The organism is Streptomyces sp. CB02959, assembly GCF_002803155.1.
GTDB lineage: Bacteria > Actinomycetota > Actinomycetes > Streptomycetales > Streptomycetaceae > Streptomyces.
On record NZ_NNBP01000025.1, the window covers coordinates 105477 to 129280 of the forward strand.

Genomic DNA, 23804 nt, shown 5'->3' on the forward strand with positions numbered 1-23804 from the left:
CGGCAACGACTGCGTCTCCCGGGGGCAACCCCCGGACCCCCGGCCGAATCAGTCGCCGCCGCCTCCCACCACCGGCAACGGATACACCGGGGGAGTGCCGCCGAATTCCGGACAGTGCGCCTGGTGGTCGCACCAGCCGCACAGCTTCGTCGGCCGCGGCCGCCAGTCGCCGGTCTCCGTCGCCAGCCGGATCGCCTCCCACAGCGCCAGCAACTTCCGCTCCACGGCCCGCAGATCGGCCTCACCCGGGTCGTACGTCACCACCTCGCCGCTGCCCAGGTAGACCAGCTGGAGCCGGCGCGGCACCACACCCCGCAGCCGCCACATCACCAGCGCGTAGAACTTCATCTGGAACAGCGCGCCCTCGGCGAACTGCGGCCGCGGCGCCTTGCCGGTCTTGTAGTCGACCAGCCGCACCTCGCCCGTCGGCGCCACGTCGACCCGGTCGATGAACCCCCGCAGCCGCAGCCCGGAATCCAGCACCGTCTCCACGTACAGCTCGCGGTCGGCCGGCTCCAGCCGCGTCGGATCCTCCAGCGTGAACCAGCGGTCCACCAGCCCCTCGGCCTCCGCCAGCCACTGGCCCAGCCGCGCCCCGTCCACATCATCCGGAAACAGCGCGGCCAACTCCGGGCGCTTGGCCAGCAGCTTCTCCCACTCCACCGGCACCAGCGCGCGGGCCTCGCCCGCCGTGCGCTCCCCCGCGGGCACGTCGAAGAGCCGCTCCAGCACCGCATGCACCACCGTGCCGCGGGTCGCCGCCGCACTCGGCTTCTCCGGCAGCTTGTCGATCACGCGGAAGCGGTAGAGCAGCGGGCACTGCATGAAGTCGCTCGCCCGCGACGGCGACAGCGCCACCGGCGGCTGCGCCCCACCCCGCGCCGGCACCGCGGCCTCCGCCGGCGCCGGCCCCTGTGCGGGCACCGCCGCCGACTCCGGCCCGCCACCCGGCGCGTCCACCTCGGTCTTCTCCGTGCTCGATCCCATGCCACAGAACCCTACGGCCCGCCACTGACAATCGCGGCAGGGTCACCGACCGTGAGCACGCGCTACGGCCCGCCCCGAAGCGGATCACGGCCGGAAGCTCCGCATACCATCGACGTCGGGCACCTTTGCCCTGCATGATCGAGTTGTCAGGCAGCGCAGGTGCCGAAGCCGTATTCGACGAGGGGACGCCGTGGACGAGAGCGGGAAGCCGCAGGACCCCCAGGAGTCCGGGCAGGACCGGCCGCCCCAGCCGCCCGTGCAGACACCCGACGGGCCCCCGGCGGCACCACCGGGCCCGGACGGACCGCAGGGCGCCGACCGGGCGAACACCGGCCAGAAGGCCCCGGGCGGCGGCATCCTCATGGGCCGCCCCTTCGGCGTGCCCGTCTACGTCGCGCCCAGTTGGTTCCTGGTCGCGGCCCTGATCACCTGGGTCTTCGGCGGCCAACTGGAGCGGGTCCTGCCCGAGCTGGGCGCCGCCCGCTACCTGGTCTCCCTGTTCTTCGCGGTCGCCTTCTACGCCTCCGTGCTCGTCCACGAACTCGCGCACACCGTCGCGGCGCTCCGCTTCAAGCTCCCCGTCCGCCGGATCCAGCTCCAGTTCTTCGGCGGCGTCTCCGAGATAGAGAAGGAGACCGAGACCCCCGGGCGGGAGTTCGTCCTCGCCTTCGTCGGCCCGCTCCTCTCCCTGGTCCTCGCCGGCGTCTTCTACGTCGGCATGCAGATGGTCGAACCGGGCACCGTCCCCGGCGTCCTGCTCGCCGGCCTGATGATCTCCAACCTCATCGTCGCGATCTTCAACCTGCTCCCCGGCCTCCCCCTGGACGGCGGCCGGATGCTGCGCGCCGTCGTCTGGAAGATCACCGGCAAGCCGATGAGCGGCACCGTCGCCGCCGCCTGGGTCGGCCGCGCGCTGGCCGTCACCGTCCTCATCGGCCTCCCGCTGCTCACCCACACCGGCGCCCTCGGCCGGGCCCCCGAGGAGATCGGCGGCGCCGACTCGCTCACCGACGCCCTGCTCGCCGCGATCCTCGCCGCCATCATCTGGACCGGCGCCGGCAACAGCCTCCGCATGGCCCGGCTGCGCGAACGCCTCCCCGACCTCACCGCCCGTACGCTCACCCGGCGCGCCATCCCCGTCGAGACCGACACCCCGCTGTCCGAGGCGCTGCGCCGCGCCAACGACGCCGGCGCCCGCGCCCTGGTCGTCGTCGACCGCCAGGGATTCCCCACCGCCCTGGTCCGCGAGGCCGCCCTCGTGGGCATCCCCGAACACCGCCGCCCGTGGGTCGCCGCCGGCTCCCTCGCCCAGGACCTCAAGGACGGCATGCGGGTCGACGCCGACCTCGCCGGTGAGGACCTCCTGGACCACCTGCGCGCCACCCCCGCCACCGAGTACCTCGTCGTCGAACCGTCCGGCGCGATCTACGGCGTCCTCTCCACCGCCGACGTGGAACGCGCCTTCGTCGCCGCCATGGCCCGCCCCTCCTGATCGCCTGTCCGGCGCGGTTCCCCGCCGCCACCCCTGGGTAGCCCCCAGCCGGGGGGCCTGTCGCGTTCGACCGGCCTGTAGGAAGGGCCGGTCGGAGGGGCCGGTCCGGTGCCCCTGGTACGGCGGACGCCGAACGGCCGGTAGGCTGGTCACATGTCCGAACCGACCGGTGCCGCCCGCCGTCGCGGGCCCTTCAAGGTCGGGGACCAGGTCCAGCTCACCGACCCCAAGGGACGCCACTACACCTTCACGCTCGAAGAGGGCAAGAGCTTCCACACCCACAAGGGAGCCTTCCCCCACGACGAGCTGATCGGCGCGCCCGAGGGCAGTGTTGTCCGTACCACCGGAAACGTCGCTTACCTCGCGCTGCGTCCCCTGCTCCCCGACTACGTCCTGTCCATGCCCCGCGGTGCCGCCGTGGTCTACCCCAAGGACGCGGGGCAGATCCTGGCGATGGCCGACATCTTCCCCGGCGCCCGCGTCGTCGAGGCGGGGGTGGGGTCCGGCTCGCTGAGCAGCTTCCTGCTGCGCGCCATCGGCGACGACGGCATGCTGCACTCCTACGAGCGCCGCGCCGACTTCGCCGAGATCGCCACCCAGAACGTGGAGCGCTACTTCGGCGGTCCGCACCCCGCCTGGACGCTCACCGTGGGCGACCTCCAGGACAACCTCTCCGACACCGATGTCGACCGGGTCATCCTGGACATGCTCGCCCCCTGGGAGTGCCTGGAGGCCGTCTCCAAGGCCCTGGTGCCCGGCGGCATCCTCTGCGCCTACGTGGCCACGACCACGCAGCTGGCCCGCACCGTGGAGGCGATCCGCGAACACGGCACCTTCAACGAGCCGTCGGCCTGGGAAACCATGGTCCGCACCTGGCACGTGGAGGGCCTCGCGGTCCGTCCCGACCACCGGATGATCGGTCACACCGGCTTCCTGCTGACCGCCCGCCGGCTGGCCGACGGCGTCGAGCCCCCGCTGCGCCGCCGCCGTCCCGCGAAGGGCGCCTACGGCGAGGACTACACCGGGCCCGGACGGGAGAAGGCCGCCGCCGAGGGCCGGGAGAAGAGCGCCGCCGGCAAGCCCGACGGGGCCGCCGCGGCCGACCTCACCGCGGACCTCACCGACGGCTCGCCCGAGCGCGACTGACGCCGCCCGGCAGGCCACCGAACCGACCGGCGCCGCCGACGAGTTCCCCCCGAGCGGGAGCCGTCGGCGGCGCCGTCTCGTTCTCCCTCCGGGCCGGTACGGAAAACTCCGCAAACTCCGCCCCCGCCGGTTCCTTGCCGCCCCCCGCTGTGGAACGATGCTGGGCACTCCCACCGCCACAGCACCTCACAGGAGTTACCCCGCGTGCAGCCCTTGGCAGGCCAGGACCTGTTGCACACCCAGCCCCACCCCATGCACTGGCTCGCCACCGCCACCGCCCTCTCGGCGGTGATCGCGGTCTCGTCCCTCTTCCAGCCTTCCGGGGCCACCGCCACGGCCGCCGGCACCACCAAGGCCGCCGCGGTCGCGCCGGCACCCGATCCGGGCCGTGTGGCCTTCCCCGTCAACTGCGGACCCAACCGCCTCGACGTGGTCCAGAAGGTCTCCGGGGACCTCGACGGCGCCGGCGGCACCCAGACCGTCGCCGTGGTCCGCTGCCACACCGAGGCCGGCACCCCGCCCAGCGGCGTCTACGTCCTCGCCCAGCCCTCCGACCCGAAGGCCCCACCGCGCATCGTGGCGACCCTCCTGGCGCCCGCCCAGCGGCTCTCCGTCCAGGACATCGCCCTCCAGGGCCGGGTCGTCTCCGCGGCCGTCCAGGGCTACTCCTCACCCGACGTGCCGAGCTACATGCCGGACGTGCACAAGACCGTCAAGTGGCAATGGCAAGGCGGGAAGTTCGTCCAGGACGAACTCCCCGCCTCGTCGACCACCGCAGGTGCCTGATCCGTCACACGGCGCACGTGTCTGCGGTGTTCTGCTGTGTCATGCCTACGCCGCGTACGCACGGCGTCCACGGCGCGTACGCGCCGCCGGTCACTCCGCGTCCGGCCCGTAGACCTCGGCGTGGTCGGAGACCCGGCGCACGTGGATGCAGTCGCCGGGGCACTCGTTGGCGGAGTCCCGCACGTCGTTGAGCAGCGGCAACGGGACGGGCGTTGTGGCGCCCTTCTCCTGCAGCAGTTCGTCGTCGGCGCTCTTCACATAGGCCAGGCCGTCGATGTCCAGCTCGAAGACCTCCGGCGCGTACTGCGCGCAGATCCCGTCCCCGGTGCACAGGTCCTGGTCGATCCAGACTTCCAGCTCCGGTGCTTCGTCCTGCGGGGTCATCTCGCCTGCCGTTCCTGCTTACGTGAACCGTTTTTGTCTAAGTGGCGCCAGCCCTGACGGGTGTTGACCGACTCGACGATACAACCGCTCGCTTTCCGATGTTGATGGGTGGGTATTCCCCTGGCGTGAGGACGTGCGCAAGGGTGAAGATCGGACACACCCCGACAGTCTTTTCGATCTAGGGGTTTCAACCTGCACCGGCCCAGGTAGGGTCTGGAAGCGTCCAGCTCCTTGGAGGAGGTGAGGACCGTGGCAGCCCACGACGACGACATCAACCGCGGCATCCGGCCGGGGCGCGGGTCTGAAGATCCAGCCGGTCAGGTTGCCTATCTTGAGCAGGAGATCGCCGTCCTGCGACGTAAGCTCGCCGACTCTCCGCGGCACACGAGGATTCTCGAAGAGCGGATCGTCGAGCTGCAGACCAACCTGGCCGGTGTTTCCGCCCAGAATGAACGCCTCGCCAATACGCTCCGCGAGGCCCGCGACCAGATTGTCGCTCTCAAGGAGGAGGTCGACCGGCTCGCTCAGCCGCCGGCCGGCTTCGGTGTCTTCCTGCAGGTGAATGAGGACGGCACCGTCGACATCTTCACCGGGGGCCGCAAGCTCCGGGTGAACGTCAGCCCCAGCGTCGAGGCCGAAGAGCTCCGGCGCGGCCAAGAGGTGATGCTCAACGAAGCGCTCAACGTGGTCGCGGCCATGGAGTTCGAGAGCGCCGGCGACATCGTCACCCTCAAGGAAGTCCTTGAGGACGGCGAGCGCGCGCTGGTCATCGGGCACACCGACGAGGAGCGGGTGGTGCGGCTCGCCGAGCCGCTGCTGGACGTCACCATCCGCCCCGGCGACGCCCTGCTGCTCGACACCCGCTCCGGCTACGTCTACGAGGTCATCCCCAAGAGCGAGGTCGAGGAGCTGGTCCTCGAAGAGGTCCCGGACATCGACTACACCAAGATCGGTGGTCTGAGCGGCCAGATCGAGCAGATCCGGGACGCGGTCGAGCTCCCCTACCTCTACCCGGACCTCTTCAAGGAGCACGAACTCCGCCCGCCCAAGGGCGTCTTGCTCTACGGCCCGCCCGGCTGCGGCAAGACGCTCATCGCCAAGGCGGTCGCCAACTCCCTTGCCAAGAAGGTCGCCGAGGTGACCGGGCAGCCCGCCGGGAAGAGCTTCTTCCTGAACATCAAGGGCCCCGAGCTGCTCAACAAGTACGTCGGCGAAACCGAGCGGCACATCCGCCTGGTCTTCCAGCGCGCCAGGGAGAAGGCGAGCGAGGGGACGCCCGTCATCGTCTTCTTCGACGAGATGGACTCCCTCTTCCGGACCCGTGGATCCGGGGTCAGCTCGGACGTGGAGAACACCATCGTCCCGCAGCTGCTCTCCGAGATCGACGGCGTCGAGGGCCTGGAGAACGTCATCGTCATCGGTGCCTCGAACCGCGAGGACATGATCGACCCGGCGATCCTGCGCCCCGGCCGCCTCGACGTGAAGATCAAGATCGAGCGTCCGGACGCGGAGGCCGCCAAGGACATCTTCTCGAAGTACCTCACGGAAAGGCTCCCGCTGCACTCCGACGATCTCGCCGAGCACGGGAATTCCCGTAAGGCGGCGGTCAGCGGAATGATCCAGTCGGTCGTCGAGCAGATGTACGCGGAATCCGAGGAAAACCGCTTCCTGGAGGTCACCTACGCCAATGGTGACAAGGAAGTCCTTTACTTCAAGGACTTCAACTCCGGCGCAATGATCGAGAACATCGTCGGACGTGCGAAGAAGATGGCCATCAAGGCTTTCCTCGAGCACAACCAGAAGGGTCTGCGGGTCTCCCACCTCCTCCAGGCGTGCGTGGACGAGTTCAAGGAGAACGAGGACCTGCCCAACACCACCAACCCGGACGACTGGGCCCGGATCTCCGGAAAGAAGGGCGAGCGGATCGTCTACATCCGCACCCTGGTCACCGGAAAGCAGGGCGCGGACACCGGTCGCTCCATCGACACGGTGGCGAATACCGGCCAATACCTGTAACACCGCTCTCCGGCTGCGGATGTCCTGCACGGGGCGTCCGCAGCCGGACGCTTTTCCGGGGGCGCCCGGACCGCCCCGGCGGCCCGGCGACGGACCAGGGAAAACCGGACTGGAGCAATGACTGTAATGATCTCCCCAGCGCCGCAAAGGCGTTCTAGGCTCTTCGGTACCGCTGCGTGTCGCTGTGCGGACGCGGGGAACGTACGGGGACCGGAAGTGCAGCGGTTTTTGAGCGCCTGCCCCATCCGGGGGCGCCGCCGGGCAAGGAGGGCCGCATGACCGTACGGCGAGTAATGGGAATCGAGACGGAGTACGGGATCTCCGTCCCCGGCCACCCGAACGCCAATGCCATGCTCACCTCGTCCCAGGTCGTCAACGCCTACGCGGCCGCGATGCACCGGGCACGACGTGCTCGCTGGGACTTCGAGGAGGAGAACCCGCTGCGGGACGCCCGCGGCTTCGACCTCGCCCGCGAGGCCGCCGACTCCAGCCAGCTCACGGACGAGGACATCGGCCTGGCCAATGTGATCCTCACCAACGGGGCCAGGCTCTACGTCGACCATGCGCACCCCGAGTACAGCGCTCCCGAGGTCACCAATCCGAGGGACGCGGTCCTGTGGGACAAGGCCGGCGAGCGGATCATGGCCGAGGCCGCCGAGCGCGCGGCGCAGGTCCCCGGCGCCCAGCCCATCCACCTCTACAAGAACAACACCGACAACAAGGGCGCCTCCTACGGGACGCACGAGAACTACCTGATGAAGCGGGAGACCCCGTTCTCGGACATCGTGCGCCACCTGACGCCGTTCTTCGTCTCCCGGCAGGTGGTCACCGGCGCCGGACGGGTCGGCATCGGCCAGGACGGGCACGAGCACGGTTTCCAGATCAGCCAGCGCGCCGACTACTTCGAGGTGGAGGTGGGCCTGGAGACGACCCTCAAGCGGCCCATCATCAACACCCGGGACGAACCGCACGCGGACGCCGAGAAGTACCGCCGGCTGCACGTGATCATCGGCGACGCCAACCTCTCCGAGATCTCGACGTACCTGAAGCTGGGCACCACCGCGCTGGTGCTGTCCATGATCGAGGACGGCTTCATCGCCGTCGATCTCGCCGTCGACCAGCCGGTCCGCACCCTGCACCAGGTCTCGCACGACCCGTCGCTGGGTCATCTGATCACGCTCCGCAGCGGGCGCACGCTGACCGCGGTGCAGCTCCAGATGGAGTACTTCGAGCTGGCCCGCAAGTACGTCGAGGACCGCTACGGCGCGGACGCGGACGAGCAGACCCGGGACGTGCTGTCCCGGTGGGAGGACGTGCTGGGCCGTCTGGAGAACGACCCGATGAGCCTGTCGGGGGAGCTGGACTGGGTCGCCAAGCGGGAGCTGATGGAGGGCTACCGCCGCCGGGACGGCCTGGACTGGGACGCCGCCCGGCTGCACCTCATCGACCTCCAGTACGCCGACGTGCGCGCCGAGAAGGGCCTGTACAACCGTCTGGCGGCGCGCGGCAAGATGAAGCGGCTGCTGGACGAGTCCGCGGTGGAGCAGGCCGAGCTGAAGCCTCCGGAGGACACCAGGGCCTACTTCCGCGGCCGCTGCCTGGAGCAGTACGCGGACGACGTGGCCGCCGCCTCGTGGGATTCGGTCATCTTCGACCTGCCCGGTCGTGACTCTCTGCAACGGGTGCCCACGCTGGAACCGCTGCGCGGGACCCGTAAGCACGTGAAGGAGCTCCTGGACCGTTGCCGCACGGCAGAAGAGCTGGTCAGGACGTTGTCCGGACGCTGAGGCGAGGCAGGTTCATGGCAAATACACCGTGATCCGTGGCTGATCGACGGCTGAATCGGCCCCGGTGCGGGAATCATTCAGGTGACTCCCGGGCGTTGCAGCAAGTGCAGGGCCGATGTCGGACCCTGCTTGTAGGGTCGGATCTTGAAGGTCACATCGAGCGGGGCGAACCGAGCGGGGTGAGGGATATGGCGACCAAGGACAGCGGCGGCGGACAGCAGCGGGCCACCCGGTCCACCGAAGAGGTCGAGGAGCAGGCCCAGGACGCGGAGGCGTCGGGGGACCTCAAGGAGCGCCAGGAGAAATTGTCCGACGACGTGGATTCCGTCCTGGACGAGATCGACGACGTGCTCGAAGAAAATGCCGAGGATTTCGTGCGGTCTTTCGTTCAAAAAGGCGGACAGTAAGCGCAAATCGGGCGCTTATATCTGACGCTCGCCGGCCGGTGTGCTGTGCGCGGTGCGAAGAGGAATTCCCGCGCGTGGTGCCCGGCCGGCGTGCTCGGCTTCGGGCGGGTTCTGCCCGGCCCGTCGATACCGGATCCCGACATGTGGATCACGGCTCCGGGGCGGGTAGGGTCCGAGGCGTACTCTGCTTCAGCTGCAATGCAGCCTTGGGTCAATTCAAGGATCGGTCGGACGTACTTCGGGGCGGGCGGCCGAGTATCCGGAAGGAAACGTGTGGAAGCCAACACTCCGAGCACTGGGCGTCTGCCAGCTGCCTTCCTGACGCCTGGATCCTCGTCATTCATGGACTTCCTCGGGCAGCACTCGCCCGAGCTGCTGCCGGGCAACCGCCAGATGCCGCCCGTGCAGGGTGCCTTCGAGGCCCCGCACGGCACCACCATCGTGGCGGTCTCGTTCCCCGGCGGTGTGGTGCTCGCCGGTGACCGCCGGGCGACGATGGGCAACGTCATCGCGCAGCGCGACATGGAGAAGGTCTTCCCGGCCGACGAGTACTCGGCGGTCGGCGTCGCGGGCACGGCCGGACTCGCGATCGAGATGGTCAAGCTGTTCCAGCTGGAGCTGGAGCACTTCGAGAAGGTCGAGGGTGCCCAACTCTCCCTGGAGGGCAAGGCGAACCGGCTCTCGACGATGATCCGCGGCAACCTCGGGATGGCCATGCAGGGCCTCGCCGTGGTGCCGCTGTTCGCCGGCTACGACCTGGAGCGCGAGAAGGGCCGGATCTTCTCCTACGACGTCACCGGCGGGCGTTCGGAGGAGCACGGCTTCGCGGCGACCGGCTCCGGCTCGGTCTTCGCGCGCAGCGCGCTCAAGAAGCTCTTCCGCGAGGACTTCACGGAGCATCAGGCCGCCACCGCCGTCGTCCAGGCGCTCTTCGACGCGGCCGACGACGACTCGGCGACCGGTGGGCCGGACATGGCGCGGCGGATCTACCCGATCGTCACGGTGATCACCGAAGAGGGATGCAAGAAGTTGACCGAGGCGGAGGTCTCGGAGATCGCCCGCGCCGTGCACGAGCGGCGCCTCGACCAGCCCGACGGCCCGCGCGCCGCGCTGCTCTGACGGGACGGATGGTTTCGTGGTGCGCCCCCAGACAGCGAGAGAGCTTTTGACAGGAAGGGACGGATAGCCGGTGTCGACGCCGTTCTATGTCTCACCCCAGCAGGCCATGGCCGACCGCGCCGAGTACGCCCGCAAGGGCATTGCGCGCGGCCGCAGCGTCGTGGTGCTGCAGTACACCGACGGCGTGCTCTTCGTCGCCGAGAATCCCTCCCGGGCCCTGCACAAGGTCAGCGAGATCTACGACCGGATCGCCTTCGCCGCGGTCGGCAAGTACAACGAGTTCGAGAACCTCCGGATCGGCGGCGTGCGCTACGCCGACCTGCGCGGTTACACCTACCACCGGGAGGACGTGACCGCCCGCGGGCTGGCCAACGTCTACGCCCAGACGCTCGGCACGATCTTCTCCAGCGCCGCCGAGAAGCCCTACGAGGTCGAGCTGATCGTCGCCGAGGTGGGCAACGCCCCCGAGGACGACCAGATCTACCGGCTGCCGCACGACGGCTCGATCGTGGACGAGCACGGCTCGGTCGCGGTCGGCGGCAACGCCGACCAGATCAGCAGCTACCTCGACCAGCGCCACCGCGACGGGATGTCGCTGGCGGAGGCGCTGCGGCTGGCGGTCGACTCGCTCTCCCGGGACACCAACGGCGGCGAGCGGACGCTGACCGCCGAGCACCTCGAGGTCGCGGTGCTGGACCGCACCCGCCCGCAGAAGCGGAAGTTCAAGCGGATCCTGGGGCGGCAGCTGTCCCGGCTGCTGGACGAGCACGCCGCCGCGGAGAAGGAGAAGGAAAAGGGCAAGCCCGCGGCCGGCGAGGGCGAGTCCTCGGACGGCCCCGCGTCCGGCAACGGCAAGGGAGCCGGCAAGGACACCGCCGCGGAGGCGGACGGCGGCGAGTCGGAGTCCGGCGCCGCGGACGACTGAGGACCGCGGCACACCGCTTCCGGGCCGGCAGCCCGGACCGCGCGCCCCGGTGGGTCATCACCCGCCGGGGCGCGCGGTGTTGTCCGCGGCGTCCGGCGGCGGCGCCGTCGAGCCGCGCGGGACGAGCGTGACGGGGAGGGTGGCGGCGGCGGCCGGGGTGCCGTCCAGAACGGCCATCAGCGCCCGCATACCGGCCTCGCCGAACTCCTCGGCGGGGAGGCGTACGGTCGTCAGTTCCGGCTCCACGGCGACCGCGAGGGCCAGGTCGTCGAAGCCGGTGACCGAGATGTCCTCGGGGATCCGCAGGCCGAGGCGGCGGATCGCCTTGCAGGCGCCGGCGGCGATGATGTCGTCGTCGCACAGCAGCGCGGTGGGGCGGGGGCCGGGGGCCGTCAGCGCGGCGTGCGCGGCCCGCAGACCGGCGTCGACGCCCAGGGGGGCGGGCTCCCGGCGCAGGACCGTGCCGGGGACGTCGGCCAGGGCGTCGGTGAGGGCCCGGGCGCGCACGGCGAACGTCCAGGAGTCCACGTCGGCCGCGAGGTGGGTGATCCGGCGGTGGCCGAGGCCGGTGAGATGGGCGGCCAACTGCCGTACGCCGTCGGCGATGTCGAGGTTGACGGCGGCGGAGGCGGCGCGGTCGTCGGGGTCGCTGTCGAGCATCACCAGCGGCAGCCCGGCGCTGCGCAGCGCGGAGAGGGCGTCGGCCGCCATCGACGAGGCGATGACGCCGTCCAGCGCGGCGGCGGCGGAGTCGAAGGGGTCGGGGGCCGGGCCGGTGCCCTCGGGGGAGGGGTAGAGCACCACGCCGAAGTCGTGGTCGGCGGCGATCCGGGCGGCGCCGGTGTAGACCCGCGCGAAGAACTCGGTGGTGAGCGTCGGGACGACGAGCAGCGCGGTGCGGGTGCGGCCGGTGCGCAGGCTGCGGGCGGCGAGGTTGGGGCGGTAGCCCAGCTCGCGGGCGGCGGCCCGGACCACCTCGGCCTTGCCGGAGGAGACCCGGCCGTGCCACTTGTCGCCGAGGACCAGGGAGACCGCCGCCTGCGAGACGCCGGCGGCGCGGGCCACGTCGCGGCTGGTGACCCGGGCGGCGGCCCGGCCGGGGGTGCCGCCCGGTGGCGGCTGGGGGCCGTCGGGCGCGGCCTCGTGGCTGGTCACCGGGCGCGTCACTCCTTGGGTCCGGCACTGCGGGGGTGGACCCGCGGGTTGCCGTCATGGTACTTATGACGCCGCACGTTATACGTAACACTTCCCGGCTCGGGCCGGGCGGAGAGGGGCAGGCGTGGCCGCGGGATATGCGGATTTGCTCAAGACCCGGTATGCCGCTCGGCTGCTGACCGGGACGCTGGTGGGCCGGCTGCCGAACGCCACCGCGGCGCTGGCGGTGGTCCTCTTCGTCCGGGGCCAGGGCGGCAGCTACGCGCTGGCCGGCGCGCTCTCGGCGATCTACGGCGTCTGCAACGCCATCGGCCAACCGCTGCTCGGCCGCGCCGTGGACGTCTACGGGCAGCCCCGGGTGATGCTGCCGGCCTCGGTGCTCTCCGCGCTCGGCATGGCCCTGCTCGCCGCGGTCGGGGTGGAGCCGCGGTGGCCCGCCTACGCGGCCATGGCGATCGCCGGGTTCTTCACCCCGCCGCTGGAGGGCGGGCTGCGGGCACTGTGGCCGGGGGTGCTCCAGCGGGCGGACCGGGTGCACGCCGCGTACGCGCTCGACGCGGTGGCGCAGGAAGTGATGTTCGCGGTCGGGCCGTTGCTGGTCACCCTGTGCGTGGCGGCCTGGTCGGCCGCGGCGGCGCTGCTGGTGATCAACGCGATCGGGGTGCTCGGGGCGCTCTCCGTCGTGGTCTCCCCGCCGTCCCGCCAGTGGCGCAGCGCGCCCCGGGAGGCGCACTGGCTGGGGGCGCTGCGCTCGCCCGGACTGCTGGTGCTGATCAGCGCCTTCTTCTTCGTCGGGCTGGCGCTGGGGTCGATCGCGGTGGCGGCGGTGGCGTACGCCGACCAGCACGGCGGCGGGATGGTCTCCAGCTATCTGCTCTCCGCGCTCGGCGTGGGCGCGCTGGCGGGTGGTCTGGTCTACGGTGCCCGGGACTGGCCGGGACGCCCGGAGGCGCGGCTGCGGCTGCTCGTGGTGCTGCTGGCGCTGGGCTACCTGCCGTTGTTCCTGGTGCCCGGGGTGGCCGGGATGACGGCGCTCACCGGTCTCGCCGGGGTGTTCCTGGCGCCGGCGCTGGCCTGCGCGTTCGTGGTGGTGGACCGGCATGCGCCCAAGGGGACGGTGACGGAGGCGTTCTCCTGGCTGGTGACGACGTTCGGGGTCGGTTCGGCCGCGGGCGCCTCGGTCGCCGGCCCGGCGCTGGAAGGCGGCGGACCGGCCGCGGGGTTCGCGGTCGCCGGTGTCTCCGGAGTCGCCGGTCTGCTGGTGCTTTTGTCGATGAAGCGATTCCTGGGGGATCCGGTGCTGCCCGCCGAGGACGCGGTCCGGGCGGAAAATGATCGAAACGGGGCCGTCGAACCCGGTTTCAGAGCAGGCCATCAGGCGTAATGTTCAGTCATGGACCGCCGCATTTTCGGGCTGGAGAACGAGTACGGCGTCACGTGCACGTTCAGGGGACAGCGCCGACTGTCACCTGACGAAGTGGCTCGGTACCTCTTCCGCCGTGTCGTGTCATGGGGCCGCAGCAGCAACGTCTTCCTGCGGAACGGCGCCCGCCTGTACTTGGACGTGGGTTCACACCCGGAATACGCAACTCCCGAGTGCGACAACGTGACCGAGCTGGTCACCCACGACAAGGCCGGCGAACGCATTCTCGAAGGTCTGCTCGTCGACGCCGAACGCCGCCTGCACGAGGAGGGAATCGCGGGCGACGTCTATCTCTTCAAGAACAACACCGATTCGGCGGGAAACTCCTACGGTTGCCACGAGAACTATCTGGTGGCCCGTCATGGGGAGTTCTCCCGGCTCGCGGACATCCTCATTCCGTTCCTCGTCACCCGGCAGCTGTTGTGCGGTGCCGGCAAGGTGCTGCAGACGCCGCGCGGCGCGGTTTACTGCGTCAGCCAGCGCGCCGAGCACATCTGGGAGGGCGTCTCCTCGGCGACCACCCGCTCCCGGCCGATCATCAACACCCGGGACGAACCGCACGCGGACGCCGAGCGCTACCGCCGGCTGCACGTCATCGTCGGCGACTCGAACATGTCCGAGACCACGATGATGCTCAAGGTCGGGGCCACGGACCTGGTGCTGCGGATGATCGAGGCGGGCACCGTCATGCGCGATCTGACGCTGGAGAACCCGATCCGGGCGATCCGTGAGGTCAGTCACGACACCACCGGTCAGCGCAAGGTGCGGCTGGCCAGCGGTCGTGAGGCGTCCGCCCTCGAAGTGCAGCAGGAGTACTACGAGAAGGCCGTCGATTTCTGCGACCGCCGCGGAATTCGCACGGGCACCGTCGAACGCGTCCTGGAGTTGTGGGGCCGCACCCTCGAAGCCGTCCGTGACCAGGAGCTGGACCGTATCGCGACCGAGATCGACTGGGTGATGAAACATCAGCTCATCGAGCGGTACCGCGCAAAGCACAACCTCAGCATGTCCCACCCGCGTGTGGCGCAGATAGACCTCGCGTATCACGACATCCACCGCCGCCGGGGTCTTTACTACCTCCTGGAGCGGAAGGGCCAGGCGGCACGGATCTGTAACGACTTGAAGATCTTCGAGGGCAAGTCGGTTCCGCCGCAGACCACGCGTGCGCGGTTGCGTGGCGACTTCATTCGCCGGGCTCAGGAGCAGCGCCGTGATTTCACGGTCGACTGGGTGCATCTGAAGCTCAATGACCAGGCGCAGCGCACGGTGCTGTGCAAGGACCCGTTCCGTTCCGTCGACGACCGGGTGGAGAAGCTGATCGCCGGGATGTGACGCCAGGAAATCGCAGGGGTGCGCCGGGAGCATGAATGCTCTCGGCGCATTGCCGTGCAGCGGTGGGCTGCTGTGTTAACAGGAAGCGGTCACAGCGACAGGTCGTAGAGTGGCGGGCATTGCCCATCTTCCCCACGAGCCCGAGTTGGACAGATGCTGAATTCTCCCGGGGGGCGCTTCCCCCGTCCGTTCGCCACGCACGCCCGTCGCGCCGCCGCTGCCGCGCTGGCGGTGCCCGTTCTGCTCCTCACCGCAGCCTGCGGGTCCGATGACGGCAAGACCTCCGACGCCGCGGTGGCCAAGGTGACCGGCCAGCCCGGTGCGAAGCCCACGATCTCCGTGCCCAAGGACGCCAAGCCGGCCGACAAGGTCGTCACCAAGACCGTGGTCGAGGGCAAGGGCGCGGTCGTCAAGAAGGGCGACCTGGTCCGCCTGGACTTCACCGCGCAGACCATGAAGGGCCAGAACCTGGGCAGCAGCTGGACGCCGCAGCCGGGCGCCAAGCCGGGTGCGGCACGCAGCCAGGTCGTCACCGAGGTCACCGACCAGATGACGCAGCAGATGCTGCCGCCGAAGGTGCTGACCGCCGCGGCCGGGCAGAAGGTCGGCAGCCGGTTCGAGGTCGAGGGCACCGCCAAGGCGCTGATCGGCGAGGGCCTCAACCCGCAGTCGGGGATCAAGCCGGAGGACGGCCTGGTCTGGGTCGTCGACGTGGTCGGCGCACAGAAGGTCGACAAGAAGGCGAAGGCCGAGGGCACCCAGGCGGCGCCGGAGAGCGGGATGCCGGAGGTGAAGGCCGCGGACGACAAGGCCGCGACGATCACCATCCCCGAGGGGGAGAAGGCGCCCACCAACCTCAAGCAGCAGGTGCTGATCAAGGGCAAGGGCCCGGAGGTGAAGGCCGGTGACGGCCTGATCGCCCAGTACACCGGCGTGAAGTGGGAGGACGGGAAGAAGTTCGACTCGTCGTGGGACCACGGTGGGGCGACGGCCTTCCAGATCGGCACCGGGCAGGTCGTCCAGGGCTGGGACCAGGCACTGGTCGGCAAGCACGTCGGGGACCGGGTGGAGATCGTGATCCCGCCGAAGCTGGGCTACGGCGCCAGCCCGCAGCACGAGCTGGCGAAGAACACCCTGGTCTTCGTGGTGGACATCGTCGGCACGGTCTGACCGGACGGTCTTCGGGATCTGCAAGACTGGCCCGGTAATCGAAAAGATTCGCAGGTAGGAGCACATACGTGAACATCGACAAGCCCGAGATCGACTTCCCTGAGGGCCCGGCTCCCACCGACCTGGAGATCGTGGACCTGTGGGAGGGCGACGGGCCGGTCGCCAAGGCCGGGGACATGGTCTCCGTGCACTACGTCGGCGTCTCCTTCACCAGTGGTGAGGAGTTCGACGCCAGCTGGAACCGAGGCAAGCCGCTCCAGTTCCAGCTGGGCGCCGGCCAGGTCATCCAGGGTTGGGACAAGGGCGTGCAGGGCATGAAGGTGGGCGGCCGGCGCCGGCTGACCATTCCGCCGCACCTCGCCTACGGTGAGCGCGGTGCCGGCGGTGGCGTGATCGCCCCCAACGAGACGCTGATCTTCGTCTGCGACCTGGTCTCCGTCTGAGACCCGTCCGGCGTTCCGAGGGCCCATGCTTGATGGCATGGGCCCTCGGCTTTGCCGTAGGCACCCAGGGCGGTACGGTCACCCGTTGGGAGCTAACAAGAGAGGGCGTCGATGGCGATTGCCAAGGCTGAGCGGCTGATGAATCTGGCGCTGTGCCTGCTGGGGACGCGACGCCCGCTGACCAAGCACGAGCTGCGGTCGTCCATCGAGGCCTACGTCGAAGCCTTCGGGCCGGGCACGGGAGCGGGCTTCGGGGCGGGGCACTCCGCCGGCGACGAGTCCTTCAACCGGATGTTCGAGCGGGACAAGGACGATCTGCGCGAGCTGGGCCTGGTCATCGAGACCGTGGACGGCATCGACGGCGAGGTCGGCTACCTCGCCCGCCGCGACAGCAACCGGCTGCCCCCGATCACCCTGGACGCCGAGGAGTCCGCGGCCCTCGGGCTCGCGGCCAAGGTCTGGCAGCAGGCCCGGCTGGCCGGCGCGGCCAGCGGTGCGCTGCAGAAGCTGCGGGCGGCCGGGATGCCGCTGGCCGGGGAGCCGGACGAGGAGGACGCCGGGCAGCCGCACAGCGCGCTGGAACCCCGGATCCCCACCCACGAGGCGGCCTTCGAACCGCTGATGCTGGCCTGCCGGGACCGTCGTCCGGTCGTCTTCGACTACCGCAAGTCCAATGCGGCACGGCCCGAGCAGCGGCACCTCGAACCGTGGATCCTGGAGTGCTGGCGCGGCCACTGGTACGTGGCCGGCTGGGACCGGGACCGCAGTGCCGAGCGGGTCTTCCGGCTCTCCCGGATCACCGGCAAGGTCCGTTCCCGGCAGGGGAAGTTCACCGCACCGGTGCCCGACCACGTCACCGTCCGCGAGACCGTCGAGCGCTGGGCGGGGGAGACCGCCACCGGCACCGCCCGGATCAGGCTCCGCGCCGGGCACGGCTATCCGCTGCGGGCCCGCGCCCTGGCCGTCCACGCGGTGGACGGCGACTGGGACGAGCTGGAGATCCCCTACGGGCACGGACTCGACGCCTGGCTGGTGGAGTTCGGGCCCGATGCGGTCGTACTGGAGCCGGCGGAGCTGCGGGCCGAGGTCATCGACCGGCTGCGCGCGGTGGCCAAGGGCTGAGAGGGGACAGGACCATGGCTGCGAACGCGATCGACCAGACCCGCCGGATGCTGTCGCTGGTGACGTATCTGCGCGAGCGCCCCGGCGCCCGCGTCGGCGACGTCGCGCGCGCCTTCGGCATCACCGAGGACGAGCTGATCGCCGACCTCGACGTGCTGCCGATGTGCGGGACGAGCTTCCGCGGCGGCGACCTGATGGACATCGACACCGACGGCGACCGGATCTGGTGGCACAACCCCGACGACGTCGCCGAGCCGCTCCGGCTGGCCGCCGACGAGGCCACCGCGCTGCTGGTCGCGGCCCGTGCGGTGGCCACCCTCCCGGGGCTGCGCGAGGGCGACCGGCAGGCACTGCTGCGGGCCACCGCCAAGCTGGAGGCGGCGGCCGGGGAGGCGGCCGGGGCCAGTTCCCGGCTGTCGGTGACCTTCGAGTCCGAGGGCGGGGTCTTCGCCGACGTGGACCGCGCCATCGCCGAGCGGCGCCGGCTGTGGCTGCGCTACTACTCCCCGGCCCGCGACGAGCTGACCGAGCGCGAGGTGGACCCGATCCGGCTCTTCGCCGTCGGCCACACCTATATGGAGGCGTGGTGCCGGCTCTCCGAGGCCCGGCGCACCTTCCGGCTCGACCGGGTCGCCGAGATCAGGCTGCTGGACGCGCCGGCCGACCCGCCGCCGGTCGAGCTGCGCGACCTGTCGGAGGGGCTGGTGCAGCCCGCGGCCGAGGATCCCGAGGTCGCCGTCGAGGTCGGGCCCGGTGGCCGGTGGGTCGCCGAGTACTACCCGCACGACAGCGCCGAGGAGCTCCCCGACGGGGGGCTGCGGATCACGCTGCGCACCCCCGACCCGGCGTCGCTGCGGCGGCTGGCGCTCCGGTTGGGCGGGGACGGCCGGATCGTGTCGCCGCCGGCGCTCGCGGCGAGTGCCCGGGAGACCGCCCGGCAGGCGCTCGCGGCGTACGGCGAGTGAGGCCGGCCCGCCCCGGAGGCGGGCCGGCGCACCGATGACCGTAGGAGGAGGCAGCGAAGGATGACGACCACGATGGTGACGACCACTCTGGCGGGCATGACCGCTCCGGTGCTCTTCAAGGCGGCCTGCCCGGAGTGCCGAGGGCGTTTCGAACTGGCCTCGGACGCCTTCCGGCTGGCGATCGGTGGCAGCCGCCGCACCACCTTCTACTCCTTCACCTGCCCCGAGTGCGACCGGGCGGTGCGCAGGCCGGCCGGGGAGCGGATCGTGGAGCTGCTCACCGGCGGCGGGGTGCGCACGCTGCGGCTGCACACCGGCTGACCGGGACGAACGGATAGGCTCGCGGCATGCTCTGGCCCATGATCGCTGTCGCCCTCGGGTTCCTGGGGATCGCCGTCCTCGGCGTCCTCGCCGTCCGCGTCTTCGCGGAGGTGCGGCGGCTCGCCCGGGAGGTCGGTACGGCGACCGAGCGGATCCAGCGAGCCACGGAGGACCTGGAGCGGGCCGCGGTGCCGCTCGCCTCCCGGATGCACGACCTGGGACGCGAACGGACCTGAGCGCGGTCGCACCCTGCTGTCCCGTGCCCCCGGCAGGTAGGCTGCTGAGCAGTTCAGACCGTGCGGTGGTGCGGGCAATCCGGAGTATGCACGGGGATTGCCGGACGTTCACCGCCGAACGTTACGATCGAGGGACCACCAGGACGCCAGTCCGACCCCATCGGCAGGCACCACAGGAGACGCCGCCCCGGCGAGAAGGTAGTCGCACATGCTAGCCAACCTGAGGCTCCCCGAGATTCTGCTGATCATCGCCGTGATCTTTCTGCTGTTCGGCGCCAAGAAGCTCCCGGACATGGCGCGTTCGCTCGGCAAGTCGGCCCGCATCCTCAAGAGCGAGGCCAAGGCGATGAAGAAGGAGGGCGAGGCGGAGCGGTCGGCTGACGGCGGCACCGCGGCGCAGTCTCCGGCCGACGCCGCCCAGCAGGCGCCTCGTACGATTCAGGCTTCGCCCGGTGACGTGGCGAGCTCGCGCCCCGTGGCCGAGCCGAACCGCACCACCCAGAGCTGACCGAGCCGATCCCGGCCGTGCCGACACCGTCGGTGCGGCTGACGTACGAGACGAGGAAGTGGGTTGCCCAAGTCTGCCCGCAAGCAGCAGATGGACCCCGAGGGGCGGATGCCCCTCGCGGCACACCTGCGTGAGCTGCGCAACCGGCTGCTGAAATCGGTGCTGGCGATCGTCGTGATCACCGCCATCGCCATGTGGCAGTACGAGCCGATCGCCCACTTCATCACTGGGCCGGTCATCGATGCCGTCGGCTGTCCGAAGGGCGGCTCGCCGACCGCTGGGCGCGCGCACCCGTGCGCGGAGGTCACCGCCAATGGCCTGCTGGCGCCGTTCACGATCATGCTCAAGCTTTCGCTGACCACGGGGCTGGTCGCCGCCAGCCCGTTCTGGCTCTACCAGCTCTGGGCGTTCCTCGCACCCGGTCTGCACAAGCACGAGAAGAAGTACGCGCTGAGCTTCGTCGCCGCCGGCGTGCCACTCTTCCTCGGTGGCGCCTACCTCGCCTACGCCGTGCTGCCGACTACTGCCGGCGCGCTGGTCGGGCTGACGCCCAGCGACTGGGCCAACCTCTTCCCCGCCGACGACTTCTTCGACATCGTCACGCGGATGGTGCTGGTCTTCGGCTTCTCCTTCGAGCTGCCGCTGCTGCTGGTGCTGCTCAATTTCGGCGGGGTGCTCACCGGCAAGCGGGTGCTGAGCTGGTGGCGGTTCATGGTGCTGGGCATCACGATCTTCTCGGCGGTCGCCACCCCGACCGGTGACCCGCTGACCATGTCGCTGCTGGCCGCGCCGATCGTGCTGCTGTACTTCGGCGCCGTCGCCATCTGCCTCTTCAACGACCGCCGCCGGCGGCGGGCCAACCCCGACCGGGACCTGGCCGACGACGAGGCGTCCGAACTCGACCTGACCCCGTCCGAGGTCGACGCGATCGAGCCGGTCGCGCCCAGCCGGATGCTGCCGGGGCAGTCCGGCGGGGACGGTGCCGACACCGGACGGCGCGGTTACGACGACGTGACGTGACCGGTAGCCGCGGTGTCACATGAAGTGACCTTCCGTGGACCGGATTTCGCGGCCCCCGAGCTCTTCGAGCCGGGGGCCGCGGGCGTACCCGGGCCGGGGCGGGCGGTCCGGGTAAAGGGCCGCCATAAAGATCCGGTCGTTGTCAGAGGTGGCCGGTAGTCTCGTAAGCACGATGACCGAGGACATGTCCCCTGCTGAGCGCTATGCCGCCGCCAAAGTCCGCGCGGCCGAGCAGGCCACCGCACTCGCGCCGTTCCGGGAGCTCTACGACTTCGATCTGGATCCGTACCAGGTCGAGGCGTGCCAGGCTCTGGAGGCCGGAAAGGGTGTGCTGGTCGCCGCTCCCACCGGATCCGGCAAGACGATCGTCGGCGAATTCGCCGTCCACCTGGCCCTGGCACAGGGCCGCAAATGCTTCTACACCACGCCCATCAAGGCGTTGTCCAACCAGAAGTTCCAGGACCTGGTCAAACGCTACGGCCCCGACAAGGTCGGCCTGCTGACCGGCGACAACAGCGTCAACGGCGACGCCCCGGTGATCGTGATGACCACCGAGGTCCTGCGGAACATGCTCTACGCCGGCTCGCAGTCGCTGACCGGCCTGGGGTATGTGGTCATGGACGAGGTGCACTACCTCTCCGACCGGTTCCGCGGCGCCGTCTGGGAGGAGGTGATCATCCACCTGCCGGAGTCGGTGACGCTGGTGTCCCTGTCGGCCACGGTGTCCAACGCCGAGGAGTTCGGCGACTGGCTGGACACGGTCCGCGGCGACACCGAGGTGATCGTCTCCGAGCACCGCCCGGTGCCGCTGTGGCAGCACGTCCTGGCGGGCCGCCGGATCTACGACCTCTTCGAGGAGCGGAGCGGTGGTGGCGGCGGACGCCGGGAGGTCAACCCCGACCTGGAGCGGCTGGCGCGGATGGAGAACAGCCGGCCGACGTTCGGCCGGGACAAGCGGCGCGGCCGCAACCTGCGCGAGGCCGACCGGGAGCGGGAGCGGCGGCAGCGCGCCCGGATCTGGACGCCGAGCCGGCCCGAGGTGATCGAGCGGCTGGACAACGAGGGCCTTCTGCCGGCCATCACCTTCATCTTCAGCCGCGCCGGCTGCGAGGCGGCCGTCCAGCAGTGCCTCCACTCCGGCCTGCGGCTCAACGACGCGGAGGGCCGGGAGAAGGTCCGCCGGATAGTCGAGGCCCGGACGGCCGGTATCCCGGACGACGACCTGCACGTGCTCGGCTACTTCGAGTGGCTGGAGGGCCTGGAGCGGGGCATCGCGGCGCACCACGCCGGGATGCTGCCCACGTTCAAGGAGGTCGTCGAGGAGCTGTTCGTCCAGGGTCTGGTCAAGGCCGTCTTCGCGACCGAGACGTTGGCGCTGGGCATCAACATGCCGGCGCGGTCGGTGGTGCTGGAGAAGCTCGTCAAGTGGAACGGCGAACAGCACGCCGACATCACCCCCGGCGAGTACACCCAGCTGACCGGCCGGGCCGGGCGGCGCGGGATCGACGTCGAGGGCCATGCGGTGGTGCTGTGGCAGCGCGGGATGAACCCGGGCGCGCTGGCCGGTCTCGCCGGGACCCGGACGTACCCGCTGCGGTCCTCCTTCAAGCCGTCGTACAACATGGCCGTCAATCTCGTCTCGCAGTTCGGGCGGCACCGTTCGCGGGAACTGCTGGAGATGTCCTTCGCGCAGTTCCAGGCCGACAAGTCGGTGGTCGGGATCACCCGCCAGGTGCAGCGCAACGAGGAGGGCCTGGACGGCTACCGCGAGGCGATGGTCTGCCACCTCGGCGACTTCGAGGAGTACTCCCGGCTGCGGCGGGAGTTGAAGGACCGCGAGACCGAACTCGCCAAGCAGGGCGCGGTCCAGCGGCGGTCGGCGGCCGCGGCGGCGTTGGAGAAGCTCCGGCCGGGCGACGTCATCCACGTACCGACGGGCAAGTACGCCGGACTGGCGCTGGTGCTGGACCCGGGCATGCCGTCCGGGCGGACCAACGGCCACCGCGGCCTGGACGCCCAGGACGGCCCCCGGCCGCTGGTGCTGACCGCCGAGCGGCAGGTCAAGCGGCTCGCGTCGATGGACTTCCCGGTGCCGGTGACGGCCCTGGACCGGATGCGGATTCCGCGCACCTTCAACGCCCGCAGTCCGCAGTCGCGCCGCGATCTGGCGTCCGCGCTGCGCACCAAGGCCGGCCACCTGGTGCCCTCGCGGCATCGCAACCCCCGCTCCGAGGCGGCCGACGACCGTGAGATCGCCCGGCTGCGCAAGGACATCCGGGCCCATCCCTGCCACGGTTGCGACGAGCGGGAGGACCACGCCCGCTGGGCGGAGCGGTACCACCGGCTGAGGCGGGACACCAGTCAGCTGGAGCGCCGGATCGAGGGCCGGACGAACACCATCGCGCGGACCTTCGACCGGATCTGCGGGCTGCTGACCGAGCTGGACTACCTCGAAGGCGACACCGTCACCGACGAGGGCCGCCGGTTGGGCCGGCTCTACGGCGAACTGGACCTGCTGGCCAGCGAGTGCCTGCGGGACGGCGTCTGGGAGGGCCTCGGCCCGGCCGAACTCGCGGCCTGCGCCTCGGCGCTGGTCTACGAGGCGCGGCAGGCGGACGACGCGGTGGCGCCGAAGCTGCCGGCCGGCAAGGCGCGGGACGCCCTGGCGGAGATGGTGCACATCTGGGGCCGGCTGGACGCCCTGGAGGAGGAGCACAAGATCAGCCAGGCCGAGGGCGTCGGCCAGCGCGAGCCCGATCTGGGCTTCGCCTGGGCCGCGTACCGCTGGGCCTCCGGCTTCGGCCTCGACGAGGTGCTGGGCGAGGCGGACATGCCGGCCGGCGACTTCGTCCGCTGGTGCAAGCAGCTGGTGGACGTCCTCGGGCAGATCGCGGCGGCGGCCCCGGCCGAGGGCACGGTGGCGCGGGCCGCGCGCAAGGCGATGGACGGGGTGCTGCGCGGGGTCGTGGCGTACTCGTCGGTCGGCTGACGGGCCGCCGGGCCGCGCCGTCGGGGGCGGGATGCTCCGCGACGGTGCGGCCCGGCGGGCGCCGTGGGGGC

The 23804-nt window shown here is 70.7% G+C and carries 22 protein-coding genes and 1 pseudogene; 20 read left to right on the forward strand and 3 right to left on the reverse strand.

Features of this window, described 5'->3' with window-relative positions; all coding sequences use genetic code 11:
- Positions 1-48 precede the first annotated feature (48 nt).
- Positions 49-987, reverse strand: a complete 939-nt coding sequence (locus CG747_RS33620) for a RecB family exonuclease (RefSeq protein WP_100605653.1) — start codon at positions 985-987, stop codon at positions 49-51.
- 190 nt (positions 988-1177) lie between these two features.
- Between CG747_RS33620 and CG747_RS33625 the strand changes: the two genes are divergently transcribed.
- The 3 genes from CG747_RS33625 (at position 1178) to CG747_RS33635 (ending at position 4411) form a co-directional block, all read left to right on the forward strand.
- A complete protein-coding gene (locus CG747_RS33625; RefSeq protein ID WP_100605654.1) occupies positions 1178-2479 on the forward strand; it encodes a site-2 protease family protein in 1302 nt (433 codons plus the stop codon).
- A gap of 153 nt (positions 2480-2632) precedes the next feature.
- Positions 2633-3625, forward strand: coding sequence for a tRNA (adenine-N1)-methyltransferase (locus CG747_RS33630; protein ID WP_100605655.1), 993 nt, complete (start codon positions 2633-2635; stop codon positions 3623-3625).
- 204 nt (positions 3626-3829) lie between these two features.
- A complete protein-coding gene (locus CG747_RS33635) occupies positions 3830-4411 on the forward strand; it encodes a hypothetical protein (protein WP_100605656.1) in 582 nt (193 codons plus the stop codon).
- Positions 4412-4501: 90 nt separating this feature from the next.
- On the opposite strand, the gene CG747_RS33640 is transcribed toward CG747_RS33635, so the two are convergent.
- Complete coding sequence (locus CG747_RS33640) at positions 4502-4795, reverse strand: ferredoxin (RefSeq protein ID WP_100605657.1); 294 nt, start codon at positions 4793-4795, stop codon at positions 4502-4504.
- Between the two features lie 249 nt (positions 4796-5044).
- Here CG747_RS33640 and arc point away from each other — a divergent pair, with 249 nt between their 5' ends.
- From arc to prcA, 6 genes and pseudogenes are all read left to right on the forward strand, one after another.
- A complete protein-coding gene (gene arc / locus CG747_RS33650) occupies positions 5045-6811 on the forward strand; it encodes a proteasome ATPase (protein WP_100605658.1) in 1767 nt (588 codons plus the stop codon).
- 275 nt (positions 6812-7086) lie between these two features.
- Complete coding sequence (dop, locus tag CG747_RS33655) at positions 7087-8598, forward strand: depupylase/deamidase Dop (protein ID WP_100605659.1); 1512 nt, start codon at positions 7087-7089, stop codon at positions 8596-8598.
- Between the two features lie 188 nt (positions 8599-8786).
- Entirely contained in the window at positions 8787-9005 is a 219-nt protein-coding gene (locus tag CG747_RS33660) for a ubiquitin-like protein Pup (RefSeq protein ID WP_016570828.1), read from the forward strand.
- A 140-nt stretch (positions 9006-9145) separates the two neighbouring features.
- A pseudogene (locus CG747_RS49965) lies at positions 9146-9327 on the forward strand (endonuclease domain-containing protein); the annotation flags it as partial.
- Positions 9279-10124 carry a proteasome subunit beta gene (gene prcB, locus CG747_RS33670; protein ID WP_100605660.1) on the forward strand — a complete coding sequence of 282 codons (846 nt, stop codon included), beginning with the start codon at positions 9279-9281 and terminating at the stop codon, positions 10122-10124. The pseudogene CG747_RS49965 and the gene prcB, both read left to right, overlap by 49 nt.
- A gap of 70 nt (positions 10125-10194) precedes the next feature.
- Positions 10195-11049 (forward strand): proteasome subunit alpha, encoded by an 855-nt coding sequence (prcA, locus tag CG747_RS33675; RefSeq protein ID WP_100605661.1) that lies wholly within the window; start codon positions 10195-10197, stop codon positions 11047-11049.
- Between the two features lie 57 nt (positions 11050-11106).
- Here prcA and CG747_RS33680 read toward each other — a convergent pair whose 3' ends face one another.
- Positions 11107-12204 (reverse strand): LacI family DNA-binding transcriptional regulator, encoded by a 1098-nt coding sequence (locus tag CG747_RS33680; RefSeq protein ID WP_100605662.1) that lies wholly within the window; start codon positions 12202-12204, stop codon positions 11107-11109.
- Positions 12205-12328: 124 nt separating this feature from the next.
- Between CG747_RS33680 and CG747_RS33685 the strand changes: the two genes are divergently transcribed.
- The 11 genes from CG747_RS33685 (at position 12329) to CG747_RS33735 (ending at position 23733) form a co-directional block, all read left to right on the forward strand.
- Entirely contained in the window at positions 12329-13588 is a 1260-nt protein-coding gene (locus CG747_RS33685) for an MFS transporter (protein ID WP_100605663.1), read from the forward strand.
- 9 nt (positions 13589-13597) lie between these two features.
- Positions 13598-14959 (forward strand): Pup--protein ligase, encoded by a 1362-nt coding sequence (gene pafA / locus CG747_RS33690; protein ID WP_100605664.1) that lies wholly within the window; start codon positions 13598-13600, stop codon positions 14957-14959.
- Positions 14960-15112: 153 nt separating this feature from the next.
- Entirely contained in the window at positions 15113-16129 is a 1017-nt protein-coding gene (locus CG747_RS33695; RefSeq protein ID WP_180985808.1) for an FKBP-type peptidyl-prolyl cis-trans isomerase, read from the forward strand.
- A gap of 68 nt (positions 16130-16197) precedes the next feature.
- Positions 16198-16572: an FKBP-type peptidyl-prolyl cis-trans isomerase gene (locus tag CG747_RS33700; protein ID WP_100605665.1), complete on the forward strand. Its 375-nt coding sequence runs from the start codon at positions 16198-16200 to the stop codon at positions 16570-16572.
- Between the two features lie 111 nt (positions 16573-16683).
- Positions 16684-17694: a YafY family protein gene (locus tag CG747_RS33705; RefSeq protein WP_100605666.1), complete on the forward strand. Its 1011-nt coding sequence runs from the start codon at positions 16684-16686 to the stop codon at positions 17692-17694.
- 14 nt (positions 17695-17708) lie between these two features.
- On the forward strand, positions 17709-18659 hold the full coding sequence (locus tag CG747_RS33710; protein ID WP_100605667.1) for a YafY family protein: 951 nt from the start codon (positions 17709-17711) through the stop codon (positions 18657-18659).
- Positions 18660-18719: 60 nt separating this feature from the next.
- Complete coding sequence (locus tag CG747_RS33715) at positions 18720-18980, forward strand: hypothetical protein (protein WP_100605668.1); 261 nt, start codon at positions 18720-18722, stop codon at positions 18978-18980.
- 26 nt (positions 18981-19006) lie between these two features.
- On the forward strand, positions 19007-19216 hold the full coding sequence (locus CG747_RS33720; RefSeq protein ID WP_100605669.1) for a hypothetical protein: 210 nt from the start codon (positions 19007-19009) through the stop codon (positions 19214-19216).
- Between the two features lie 208 nt (positions 19217-19424).
- The gene (gene tatA / locus CG747_RS33725; protein ID WP_100605670.1) at positions 19425-19724 is read left to right on the forward strand and encodes a Sec-independent protein translocase subunit TatA; all 300 of its coding nucleotides are present in this window, start codon (positions 19425-19427) and stop codon (positions 19722-19724) included.
- 63 nt (positions 19725-19787) lie between these two features.
- Positions 19788-20744 carry a twin-arginine translocase subunit TatC gene (tatC, locus tag CG747_RS33730; RefSeq protein WP_100605671.1) on the forward strand — a complete coding sequence of 319 codons (957 nt, stop codon included), beginning with the start codon at positions 19788-19790 and terminating at the stop codon, positions 20742-20744.
- Positions 20745-20916: 172 nt separating this feature from the next.
- Positions 20917-23733, forward strand: a complete 2817-nt coding sequence (locus CG747_RS33735; protein WP_100605672.1) for an RNA helicase — start codon at positions 20917-20919, stop codon at positions 23731-23733.
- Positions 23734-23804 lie beyond the last annotated feature (71 nt).

What these genes read in the sequence shown, in the direction of transcription:
- CG747_RS33620 (WP_100605653.1), bottom strand. Translation starts at nt 987, where the DNA reads ATGGGATCGAGCACGGAGAAGACCGAGGTGGACGCGCCGGGTGGCGGG.
- CG747_RS33630 (WP_100605655.1), top strand. Translation starts at nt 2,633, where the DNA reads ATGTCCGAACCGACCGGTGCCGCCCGCCGTCGCGGGCCCTTCAAGGTC.
- CG747_RS33640 (WP_100605657.1), bottom strand. Translation starts at nt 4,795, where the DNA reads ATGACCCCGCAGGACGAAGCACCGGAGCTGGAAGTCTGGATCGACCAG.
- dop (WP_100605659.1), top strand. Translation starts at nt 7,087, where the DNA reads ATGACCGTACGGCGAGTAATGGGAATCGAGACGGAGTACGGGATCTCC.
- CG747_RS33660 (WP_016570828.1), top strand. Translation starts at nt 8,787, where the DNA reads ATGGCGACCAAGGACAGCGGCGGCGGACAGCAGCGGGCCACCCGGTCC.
- pafA (WP_100605664.1), top strand. Translation starts at nt 13,598, where the DNA reads ATGGACCGCCGCATTTTCGGGCTGGAGAACGAGTACGGCGTCACGTGC.
- CG747_RS33695 (WP_180985808.1), top strand. Translation starts at nt 15,113, where the DNA reads ATGCTGAATTCTCCCGGGGGGCGCTTCCCCCGTCCGTTCGCCACGCAC.
- CG747_RS33705 (WP_100605666.1), top strand. Translation starts at nt 16,684, where the DNA reads ATGGCGATTGCCAAGGCTGAGCGGCTGATGAATCTGGCGCTGTGCCTG.
- CG747_RS33710 (WP_100605667.1), top strand. Translation starts at nt 17,709, where the DNA reads ATGGCTGCGAACGCGATCGACCAGACCCGCCGGATGCTGTCGCTGGTG.
- CG747_RS33715 (WP_100605668.1), top strand. Translation starts at nt 18,720, where the DNA reads ATGACGACCACGATGGTGACGACCACTCTGGCGGGCATGACCGCTCCG.
- CG747_RS33720 (WP_100605669.1), top strand. Translation starts at nt 19,007, where the DNA reads ATGCTCTGGCCCATGATCGCTGTCGCCCTCGGGTTCCTGGGGATCGCC.
- tatA (WP_100605670.1), top strand. Translation starts at nt 19,425, where the DNA reads ATGCTAGCCAACCTGAGGCTCCCCGAGATTCTGCTGATCATCGCCGTG.
- CG747_RS33735 (WP_100605672.1), top strand. Translation starts at nt 20,917, where the DNA reads ATGACCGAGGACATGTCCCCTGCTGAGCGCTATGCCGCCGCCAAAGTC.